The organism is Sphingobium aromaticiconvertens (assembly GCF_037154075.1).
In the GTDB taxonomy this organism is placed as follows: domain Bacteria; phylum Pseudomonadota; class Alphaproteobacteria; order Sphingomonadales; family Sphingomonadaceae; genus Sphingobium; species Sphingobium aromaticiconvertens.
Genome location: NZ_JBANRJ010000003.1, coordinates 17,497 through 27,591, shown reverse-complemented (window position 1 = coordinate 27,591; position 10,095 = coordinate 17,497). Strand labels below are relative to the sequence as shown.

Below are 10,095 nucleotides of genomic sequence, written 5' to 3'. Positions count from 1 at the left end.
ACGGGCAACCAATACCGCTACGACAATTCCTCCATGCCATCCGTCGTCTTCACCGACCCGCAAGTCGCCAGCGCCGGCCTCACTGAAACGACAGCACGGGCGCAAGGCCTGGACATCAAGGTTTCGCTGCTCCCGCTCGATGCTGTGCCAAGGGCACTGGCAGCACGCGATACGCGGGGTCTCATCAAACTGATTGCCGACAAGGCGAACGACCGTTTGCTGGGCGGCCAGATCATGGCACCCGAAGGCGCGGATTCGATCCAGACACTGGTGCTGGCGATCAAACACGGCATGACCACCCTGGAATTGGGTGCAACGATATTTCCTTACCTGACCACTGTGGAAGGCCTCAAACTGGCGGCCCAAACGTTTGATAAGGATGTCGCCAAACTGTCTTGCTGCGCCGGGTGATTGTTCGGGGATCAACCGGCAACGAATGGCCTCCCTCCAGTGCAAGCCGCTTTGGTGTCAATTTTGTTATTCGCCTCAGCGGGAGAGCAAAATGGCACGACGCCGACTTCTGACCGGAGACGAGCGCCGGCGCCTGTTCGATCCTCCTGTCCAAGAAACCGCGATCATTGGGCATTATACCCTTTCTGCGGAAGATGTTGAATTGGTTGGGCGCCGCTATGGTCCAGCAAATCGCCTCGGTCTGGCTGCACAAATCGCTTTGATGCGACATCCCGGCTTTGGTCTGCAACCCGAGATCGGGCTTCCCGACGTCATTCTTCAGTACCTCGCGGCACAGTTATTCGTCGATCCTTCCTCCTTCTCTGCATATGGTCAGCGCGCGCAAACCCGTACCGATCATGCCGATCTCGTGGCGCGTTATCTTGGCATACGCCCGTTTCGACGCGGCGACCTGGCACTTGCCCTGAATCTTGCCGCGCAAGCCGCCGAGTATACAGACAGAGGTGAACCGATTGTTCGCGCCCTCATGGTTGGCCTGAAGGGTGAGCGGTTCATTCTTCCGTCAGGCGACACACTGGAACGCGCCGGTCTTGCTGGCCGGGCACGCGCACGCAAAGCTGCCGCAGCCGCAATCGTCGAAGGCCTCAGCTCTGCTGAACTGACACGGCTAGACGAACTCGTAATCAACAACCCGGATTTCGGCATGACACCGCTGGCGTGGTTGCGTAATTTCGAAGAAGCCCCGACTGCGGCCAATATCAATGGCTTGCTTGAGCGCCTGCGCTATGTTCGCGGCATAGGTATCCACCCGGTAGTTGGGGGCGCCATTCCGGAATTCCGCTTTGCCCAATTTGTCCGCGAGGGCGGCGTGGCACCGGCATTCCTGCTTTCGGATTACAGCGTCAATCGCAGGCGGGCGACGTTGACGGCCGCAGTGATCGACCTTGAGGCCAGACTTGCCGATGCCGCGATCCAAATGTTTGACCGACTTATCGGCGGCATGTTCACGCGCGCGCGGCGTGGGCGCGAGCGTCGCTACCAAGATAGTATTCAGTCGGTGGGGCAACTCATGCGGCTGTTTGGCGCCACGATTACAGCACTTGATGAGGCTGTCCAGAATGGCGGCGATCCGCTCGAATTGATTGACGAAGCGGTGGGCTGGCACCGGCTTGTTGCGGCAAAGGCCCAAGTAGATGCCCTTGCTGATCTTGCCGGCGAGGACGCACTGGTAACGGCAACCGAGCGTTACGCCACGCTACGGCGTTTCAGCCCGGCATTTCTGGACGCCTTCACCTTCAAGGCGTCTGGAACAGGGACGGCACTGATCAAAGCCATCGATGTCATTCGCGATGCGAACACACGAAAGTCGCGCGACCTTCCCGATGGCGTTCCACTGCCATTCCCCAATCGGCAGTGGAAGCGTCTCATCACCGAAAGCGGCCGTATCGACCGCCGACGTTATGAAATTGCGATCATGGCAACCTTGCGTGATCGTTTGCGCGCCGGTGATGTATGGATCGAGGGAACCCGCAACTATCAGCGCTTCGATGCCTATTTGCTGGGTCGGCGCGACGCCGCCAAAGTGGCGGATGTGCTTCCGTTCGATTCAAATGCTGCATCCTACCTCGCTGACCGGGCACGAAATCTTGACTGGCGGCTGCGCCGATTTGCCAAGCAGTTGAAAACAAACAAGCTTGAGGGAGTGTCGCTCGAACGAGACCGGCTCAAGCTTCAGCAAATGCCGCCTGTCACCCCACCGGAAGCTGAAGCCCTCGATCGCAAGCTCGATACCCTGCTTCCCCGCGTGCGCATCACCGAGCTGCTGCTTGAAGTCGCCGAACGCACTGGTTTTTTGAACGCATTCCGTGACCTGCGCTCAGGCAAGGAGCACGACAACCCCAGCACGGTACTCGCCGCAATTCTGGCTGATGGCACCAACCTCGGGCTGGAGCGGATGGCCAATGCCAGCGAAGGCGTCAGCTATGCCCAACTCGCATGGACCCACAACTGGTATCTTTCACCCGAGAACTATCAGGCCGCGCTGGCCATGATCATCTCAGCCCATCACGAATTACCCTTCGCGCGGCATTGGGGCGCTGGCACCAGTTCGTCGTCCGATGGCCAGTTCTTCCGGTCGGGGCGGAGCCGTTCAGGGGCGGCGGACGTCAATGCCAAATATGGCGCCGAACCTGGCGTGAAAATCTATTCTCACCTTTCCGATCACTTCGCATCATTCGGATCACGGATCATGTCCGCGACGGCAGGTGAAGCGCCTTACGTGCTCGACGGGCTTGTCCTGGGCGCCGGCAACCTTCCGTTGCATGAGCACTATACCGATACCGGCGGCGCCACCGATCATGTTTTCGCACTCTGCCACCTACTCGGGTTCCGCTTCGCGCCCCGGCTGCGCGATATTGGCGACCGCAAGCTGGGTTCGATCGCTGCGCCATCGACATACAAGGGCATCGAAAATCTGATGGGCCGCACCATCAAAACGGCAGCGATCGAGGCCGATTGGGATGACATCGTCAGGATTGTCGCCTCAATCAAGGATGGCACGGTGGCGCCGTCAGTAATCTTGCGAAAACTTGCCGCCTACAAACGCCAGAACAGGCTGGATTTTGCATTGGCTGAACTGGGCCGTATCGAGCGCACTTTGTTCACGCTCGATTGGCTTGAACAACCGGAACTGCGACGTGCCTGTCAGGCCGGTCTCAACAAAGGCGAGGCGAGGCACACGCTTGCCGCCGCCATCTATACCAACCGGCAGGGTCGGTTCACCGATCGCTCGCTGGAAAATCAGGAATTTCGCGCATCTGGGCTGAACCTGCTGATTGCGGCGATTTCCTACTGGAACACGGTCTATCTCGACCGGGCCGCCCAGCACCTCAACGCTGTCGGCACGACGTTCGATGCGGCACTGCTTGCGCACCTTTCTCCGATGGGCTGGGCGCACATCAGTCTGACCGGCGATTACCTCTGGGAGCAGGCCAGGCGACTTCCAGCAGGTGAATTCCACCCACTCAACGAGCCAATGGCGCGGTTGAAGCGTGTAGCGTAGCCCATGTTCCGCTTATGTCCGAGAAATCGTTGTCTGGCGAACAAACCTTGAGGTGACGCCAATTGGTCGGTGGGCGGCATCCGCATGATTTCGTCGGGGTTCATGAGGTTTCGGGCGCTGATATGGGTGCTGGCCGATTGGGTGAGCTTGGCCCCGCCGATCCTGCTGCCCTGGGAATAGCCCGCCGTCTGATATTCGAGGGTTTCCTGCCCCAGCGTTTTCGATAGCAGTTCGGCGGTGGCGAGGTCGTTCACCCCGAACGCCTGGAACACCCCGGCATTCGACATGAAGGTGCCCGCGCGCTCGCCATAGAGGGCGCGCAACTGGTGCATGTCCTGCAAGATCGGCCAGAGCTGCAATCCATATCCGGCCATCAGGCCCATGGCGCGCTCGACGGGTTCGAGCCTGCCCAGGGCGGCGAACTCATCGAGCAGGAACAGGACGGGCCGTGCCGGTTTAACCGGCGATCGCGCCATGTCGGTGAGCGCCTGGGCGACCAACAGCCGCAACCAGCGCGCATAGGCATCGAGCCGGTCAGGGGGTAGGCACAAAAACACCGTGGAAACCCCCTCTTTCAACCCCGCGAACGTGAAGTCTGACGCGGCCATGCTGGCGACGATCCGGGGGCTGTCGAGAAAATGAGTATGGCGCTGGGCCGACGACAACACGCCTGCGGCCTCGCGATCGGACTTGCCGAGCTGCCGGTTAGCGGCGCGGGCGATCAGGCCACCGGCGCCGCGGCTGTCCTGCATCAGGGTAAGCAGATCGGCGAACGCCTTGGGGGCGAGGGTCAGATACTCCCGCACCGTCGCCAGGGTGCGATGCTCGCTGTCCTCATGGACGACGGTATAGAGGATCAGCCCGGCGATCAGCGCCTTGGCTTCCTCGTTCCAATGGGCCTCGCCACCTTGCCCCGCTGGATCATGGACCAGGGCGTCGGCCAGCGTCATCGCATCTTCGGCCAGATCAAGGCTGGCCGGGTCGAGCCGGTCGAGCGGATTATAGCGGGCAGGGGGTTGCCCTGACACCTCGAACGGGTCGAGGCACCAGACCTTGCCCTTGGCGGCGCGCGCCCTGGCGGTGACGCGGGCGTTCTCGCCCTTGGGGTCGATGCAGATCACCGAGCGGTCGAGGGTCAGCAGATTGGGGATGATGGTGCCGACGCCCTTGCCGCTTCGCGTCGGGGCCATCGTCAGCAGGTGGGCGGGTCCACCATAGCGGAGCAGCTTGCCCGATTTGGCCGATCGACCGATGAGCAGATCGCCGTCACCGGATTCCAAGCCACGCACATCGTCCCGCGATCCGAAGCGGGCCGAGCCGAGCAGCTCGTTGCGACCGGCACGGCTGTTAATCCGCCAGACCGCGACCATCACCAGGGCGAACGCGCCCCAGGCGATGATGCTGGCGAGAACTTCCGGCAGCAGCTTGCCGACCAGATATTGCACGACCAGGCACACGACAAATGCGCCGACGATCGCGCGAACCCATCCTATCCCCCAATTGCCCCCGACCAATGGGCCTGCCATCATTCCTTCTCCTTCAGCCGCTTCAGCAGAGGGGCCATCAACGCATGGTCGCGCTCACGGGTTAGGAACATCGGCAGCTCGCGTTGCAGCAGGGGTGCGAGCTGGCGACCGGTGGGCGTATCTTCGTCTAGGTGGTGCAGGATGAACGCGCCAAGCATGATGCGCTCGCGGGTTTCAGCCTTGCGACGTTCGGTAGAGACGCGGGCCTCAAGCGCCTTTCGCCGCTCGCGCAGCTTGCGCTCATCCTCGCGCATTTTTTCAAGGCGTTCTTCAACGGGTGTCCGTGCCATGCCGTCCTCCTATGGCAATTCGCTATATCATCCGAAACAGCATGAGGCTACCTTATGAAGATAAGGGCACGCTTATACATTGGTTCCCAATGTGCGTGGTCCTCGTGGGGGCGTTGCCCCCGCCGGACGGCTCCCCCTTAAGTGCAGTAAGGCAGAAAGGCGCGGCGTCGTGGCGATCTACCATTGTTCGGTCAAAGTCATCTCGCGGGCCACCGGGCGCAGCGCGGTGGCCGCTGCCGCCTATCGGTCGGGCGAGCGGCTGACCGACGAGCGCCTTGGCAAATGCCACGACTACACGCGCAAGTCCGACATCGAGCATCGCGAGATCATGGCTCCCGATCGCACCCCTGACTGGATGCTCGATCGCGCCCAGCTCTGGAACGGCGTCGAGGCGGCGGAGCGGCGCAAGGACGCCCAGCTTGCCCGCGAGGTGGAAATCTCCCTTCCGCGTGAACTGGACGCGGAGGGGCGGCGCGCCCTGGTCGACACCTATGTGCGCGAGCAGTTCGTGTCCCAGGGCATGATTGCGGACGTGTCGCTGCACCGGGGCCATTCGGCGGACGGGCAGGAGCAGCCGCACGCGCATGTGATGCTGACCATGCGCGACCTGACTGGCGAGGGGTTCGGGAAGAAGAACCGGGACTGGAATGCGGCCGAGCGGCTTGAGGGGTGGCGTTCGGCCTGGGCCGACCATGCCAACCAGGCATTGGAGCGGGCAGGGTGCGATGAGCGCATAGACCATCGGTCGTTGAAGGATCAGCGCGAGGCGGCACGGACAAGGGGCGACGCGGAGGGGCAAGAGGATCTAGGTCGGGAGCCGTTGGGCAAGGTGCCGTTGTCGGCGGTGGCGATGGAGCGCAAGGGCAGGCCCACCGAGCGCGGCGACGAACAGCGCGGGGTGCAGGCGCGCAACCGGGAGCGGCGCGAGCTGACGCAGCAGCTTCGCGAACTCAGCGCCAGGATCGCGGAAACCATGCGCGGCATCGGCGACAAGGCCAAGGGCATGGCGCAGGGCCTACGCGACCGTCTCAGCGCCGCATGGGGTAGTCAGGACCAGGCCGACGATCGCGGCGCGGCCGAGCGGATCGCGGAGGCGACGGCGCAGCGGGTCGAGCGGGATAAGGACGCCCCGGAGCCGGGGAGCGCCGCCGAGCGCATTGCGTCGCGCATGGGCAGTAAGGGTGGCGGGTCGGATCACGATCAGGCCGAGCGCGACCTAGAGCGGGATCGCAGCAAGGAACGGGACAGGGGCCGCGAACGGTAATGGGTCAGGGTTGACAGACGTACATACAAACGCCATTATCCATCATGGATAGCAAAAATGTCGCTGGCTTCGATTGGGACGAAGGCAACCAGGCAAAATGCCAGAAGCATGGTGTCACGCTGGCGGAAATCGAAAGCGTGTTCGCCGGTACGCCGTCCATAGGGCCAGATGCCGCGCATTCGACGGTGGAGACGCGCTTTCTGGCGATCGGCCGCGCGAGCAGTGGCCGTCATGTGTTTCTGGCTTTCACCTGGCGCGATCGGGACGGAGCCAGATACATTCGCCCGATCAGCGCCCGTTACATGCACGCCAAGGAGGTGCAGCACTATGAGCAAGGATAAACCCATTCCGCTGTTGTCCAGCGATGAGGAGGCCGAGGACTTTGTGGGTTCGGCCGATCTGACCGGCTATGATCTTTCGGCGCTCACGCCCACGCGGTTTGAGTTCGGCAGCAAGGACGCGCGGATCAACATGCGTCTACCCGCGCAATTGCTCGAACAGGTCAAAGCGACCGCTGCCAGCAAGGGCATGCCGTATCAGCGGTTCATTCGTCAGGCGCTGGAGCAGGCGTTGCACCGGTAGGGCTGGCGAACACCATGGATGATAGCGACGATCCGGTGATGGCGCTGCTGGCGACCCAGCGGGCGGTACTGGCAGCGGTTGAGAATCTGGCGGGCCAGGTCGAGGCGATGCAGGGCAAGGTGGACGCCATGGGCGAGACGCTGGCCCAGCTCGTCGCTGGCGTCGGTTGCGTCCCGACGTTGGGGGATCGATTCAGGGATGCGACAGCGGAGGAGGCCGCGCGCGATCCAGCGCTCTACGCTGCCTATACTCATTATGTCGTCGCCCAGGTGATCGCCAAGAACCTTCACCGGGACAATCCCATCCTGGCAGAACAGGAAGCGGTGCGCGCACGGGACTGGATCGCGGATCAACTTGACCGGGGGCGACAGTTCGACATGGCGAAGGCCAAGCGTCGCGAGGATGGCGCGGCCCATGCTGTGATCGAACCGATCCATGAAGAGATGTTTGGTGGTCGCGTCAGAGTTGCGCGGCAGCCAGACCGGGGGCAGTAGCGCCCGGTTTGATTATGCTGCCTCCGCGATCCTGATTTCTAACGTCAGGCCGGATGCCGTGGCGAGGTTCACCAGCGCATCGAGGGAGAATTTGCTGAGCTTCCCGCGCAGCAGATCGTTGAGCCGGGGGCGGGTGATGCCAAGGCGTGCCGCCGCCGCTTCCTGTGGCATGTCCCATGCGCGGATACGGCTTTTCAGGGCAGACAGCAGCTCGGAGCGCGCCTTCATGTTCGCGGCCTCTGCCGGGGTGTCGGCCAGTGCGTCAAAGACGCTATCGAAAGTCTGGACTTCCATCGCCTATTCCTTCCTCCATGCCCGTAAACGGTTCGCGGCCAGCTCAATGTCCTTCTGCGGGGTCGCCTGGGTTTTCTTCTGGAAGGCGTGGAGGACAAGCACCGCCTCCGGTAACGTCGCCAGATAGATCACCCGGAAAGCCCCGGATTGCTCCCTGATCCTGATTTCGCGCACGCCGGGGCCAATGGTTTTCATCGGCTTCCAGTCGTCGGGATCGTTGCCGATCTGGACCTCGTTGAGCTGATGACCCGCTTCGGAACGGGCATCATCAGGAAAATCACGAAGCCGAGCGAGGCTGTCACCCAGGAACGAAATCTGTTTCACGAGGGTGGTGTATCAAATTCAATACATAACAGCAACCTACTTTGTTCCTTAGTAATAAGATACTGTTGGGAAATGCGAAAAAAGAGAATTGAACAACAGTATTTAAGCAGACACAAATATCGCTAATACCAAGACGAATAATTCGTGAAGGATGTATCTGCAAAAAGTAAATTTTAAAAATGTATTATTTTAATACATCACGGTTGACGGCGGTTCAGCACAAATATCATGAAATTTAGAAAGGTATGGTCCAAGTAGATAATCTAAATCATAGGAGATTGCCGTGAGTTACCTATCTATATTGCTAACCGTCATTGCCACGATCGCGACGGTCGCCTGTGCCATCATAGCGTGGCTAGAGCGTCAAGATCGTCTGCGTCAAAATACGTCGATCGTTACGCCTGTATGTCTAACCGTTTTCGGAGCAAATATGCACAGCGATGTACGTGATTTGCTCAGATAGAATCGCAGGATTTGGTGCACTAGGAACGCATAACTGCTTTGCCGTCAGTTCCAAGATACCGCTTTTAGGCGATGCCCTCGCTGTCTTCGTCCATTCAGTGAGGTAATACTGGGTGCCAGTGCTTGTATATGCCAAAAATCAAAAATTTTTAGATGGTAATACAATAGACAGATCTGTCGCTTCTGAATTTATAGTAAATTTATATTTAGCGATCTAGCCTACCAACGATTTTGTTTCCTGCCATGAGTGCAATGCATTGAGGCTCAATATAGAACGACATCGTTGTTATTACCCCTTCAAGGGGGTTGTCTATTGTCGCTTCTGGGAAAATACTACTCTGACGAAAATACGGTGATTTAAGTTTTCCTATCACGACAACTGAGGGCGATGCTTTGAAGGCACGGGCGTCATCAACAGCCATAGGTACAGTGAGGCTTTCAACGGGTGTTCCCCTTTTATAAGTATGAGCGATCGATGCCTCTTCGAAAGCCACCCCAACCTGTGTCACTCGCGCATCCTGAACCTCTGCTTGCGCGCCATAAGCGTTCTGCCCATTCCGAACGCCTTTAGTAATCCACTCTTGCCCGATGCGAATGGCGGTTTCCCTTTTTAAAGGCGATTTATTAACGCCTCCGCTGCCAACCCCCCACATCCGCAATGCCCCGATATTGGCATCATAGCGCACCTGAAACGGCTTGTAAGAAAAACGAGTTACGATCATTTCTGAATCGCCCAGAGCATTCGAGATCAGTTTATGCAGTCTCTCGATATTTTGTGCGTCGGTCATGAATTCATCAGATCCGAGAATTTTGCCTCCACTAGTACGATCTCTGCGGACTAACCCCATAAGTAGAGAATCTGCGACGAGCGGCTGCTTCGAAAAAACTATTCCATCACAACTATTCAATGATCTAACGCTATTTGCGTAGGATATAGGATCAATAATAGATTTATTATTAGGTTTCTTAGGAATGGCAGAAGATGGAATAAACGAAATTATCACAGCAATGACGCTAAATTTAAAATGTGATTTCATAGGAAAATCTCAGAATAATATGCAATGTCCTTGTAGGCGCTCGTCCGAGCAACATGAAGCCGTTTGATTGCATTCCAAAAATTTGTTCGATACGTGCCTTCATCATTCTCAATCTGATGCAAAAGTTAAAACTTTTGCATCAGGGCCATTGGGCGCTGGAATGGTGATTCCGCCCATGAAAAGCGCGCCGGATGTGCATCAGATTTTTGCATCACGGAGAGGCGCAGATTTCTGCGGTTTCGGGCCTGATGCAAAACTTGTGATTTTTGCATCGGTCTACTTGCGAACAGCTATCAAATACCGCGATGGCTGCACTGCTGGGCCCTTGCAATCTCGCAAGCTTGCAGACC

At 58.8% G+C, this 10,095-nt stretch carries 10 protein-coding genes and 1 pseudogene; 6 read left to right on the top strand and 5 right to left on the bottom strand.

Annotated elements, in window-relative coordinates; all coding sequences use genetic code 11:
* Together WFR25_RS25725 and WFR25_RS25720 are read left to right on the top strand one after the other, a co-directional pair.
* Positions 1–411, top strand: a pseudogene (locus WFR25_RS25725) (mercury(II) reductase); the annotation flags it as partial.
* A gap of 91 nt (positions 412–502) precedes the next feature.
* Positions 503–3,472 carry a Tn3 family transposase gene (locus tag WFR25_RS25720; protein WP_014072601.1) on the top strand — a complete coding sequence of 990 codons (2,970 nt, stop codon included), beginning with the start codon at positions 503–505 and terminating at the stop codon, positions 3,470–3,472.
* On the opposite strand, the gene WFR25_RS25715 is transcribed toward WFR25_RS25720, so the two are convergent.
* Both WFR25_RS25715 and WFR25_RS25710 read right to left on the bottom strand, forming a co-directional pair.
* Positions 3,385–5,001 carry a type IV secretory system conjugative DNA transfer family protein gene (locus WFR25_RS25715; protein ID WP_419723229.1) on the bottom strand — a complete coding sequence of 539 codons (1,617 nt, stop codon included), beginning with the start codon at positions 4,999–5,001 and terminating at the stop codon, positions 3,385–3,387. The two genes, WFR25_RS25720 and WFR25_RS25715, sit on opposite strands and share 88 nt — an antisense overlap.
* Complete coding sequence (locus WFR25_RS25710; RefSeq protein ID WP_062734581.1) at positions 4,998–5,288, bottom strand: hypothetical protein; 291 nt, start codon at positions 5,286–5,288, stop codon at positions 4,998–5,000. Before WFR25_RS25710 ends, WFR25_RS25715 begins: the two co-directional genes overlap by 4 nt.
* A gap of 169 nt (positions 5,289–5,457) precedes the next feature.
* Here WFR25_RS25710 and mobQ point away from each other — a divergent pair, with 169 nt between their 5' ends.
* Genes mobQ through WFR25_RS25690 form a run of 4 tightly spaced genes read left to right on the top strand, consistent with a single transcriptional unit; the run spans position 5,458 to position 7,628 of the window.
* Positions 5,458–6,552 carry a MobQ family relaxase gene (gene mobQ / locus WFR25_RS25705; RefSeq protein WP_336975194.1) on the top strand — a complete coding sequence of 365 codons (1,095 nt, stop codon included), beginning with the start codon at positions 5,458–5,460 and terminating at the stop codon, positions 6,550–6,552.
* Positions 6,553–6,596: 44 nt separating this feature from the next.
* Positions 6,597–6,893 (top strand): BrnT family toxin, encoded by a 297-nt coding sequence (locus WFR25_RS25700; RefSeq protein WP_336975192.1) that lies wholly within the window; start codon positions 6,597–6,599, stop codon positions 6,891–6,893.
* Positions 6,880–7,134, top strand: a complete 255-nt coding sequence (locus WFR25_RS25695) for a BrnA antitoxin family protein (protein ID WP_336975191.1) — start codon at positions 6,880–6,882, stop codon at positions 7,132–7,134. The genes WFR25_RS25700 and WFR25_RS25695 overlap by 14 nt, the downstream gene beginning before the upstream one ends.
* Positions 7,135–7,148: 14 nt before the next feature.
* The gene (locus WFR25_RS25690) at positions 7,149–7,628 is read left to right on the top strand and encodes a hypothetical protein (RefSeq protein ID WP_336975189.1); all 480 of its coding nucleotides are present in this window, start codon (positions 7,149–7,151) and stop codon (positions 7,626–7,628) included.
* A gap of 12 nt (positions 7,629–7,640) precedes the next feature.
* Here WFR25_RS25690 and WFR25_RS25685 read toward each other — a convergent pair whose 3' ends face one another.
* The 3 genes from WFR25_RS25685 to WFR25_RS25675 form a co-directional block, all read right to left on the bottom strand.
* Positions 7,641–7,922, bottom strand: coding sequence for a helix-turn-helix domain-containing protein (locus WFR25_RS25685; RefSeq protein ID WP_336975187.1), 282 nt, complete (start codon positions 7,920–7,922; stop codon positions 7,641–7,643).
* A 3-nt stretch (positions 7,923–7,925) separates the two neighbouring features.
* Positions 7,926–8,246, bottom strand: coding sequence for a type II toxin-antitoxin system RelE/ParE family toxin (locus WFR25_RS25680; protein WP_103001675.1), 321 nt, complete (start codon positions 8,244–8,246; stop codon positions 7,926–7,928).
* Positions 8,247–8,914: 668 nt separating this feature from the next.
* Complete coding sequence (locus WFR25_RS25675; RefSeq protein WP_336975184.1) at positions 8,915–9,745, bottom strand: hypothetical protein; 831 nt, start codon at positions 9,743–9,745, stop codon at positions 8,915–8,917.
* Positions 9,746–10,095: the final 350 nt, after the last annotated feature.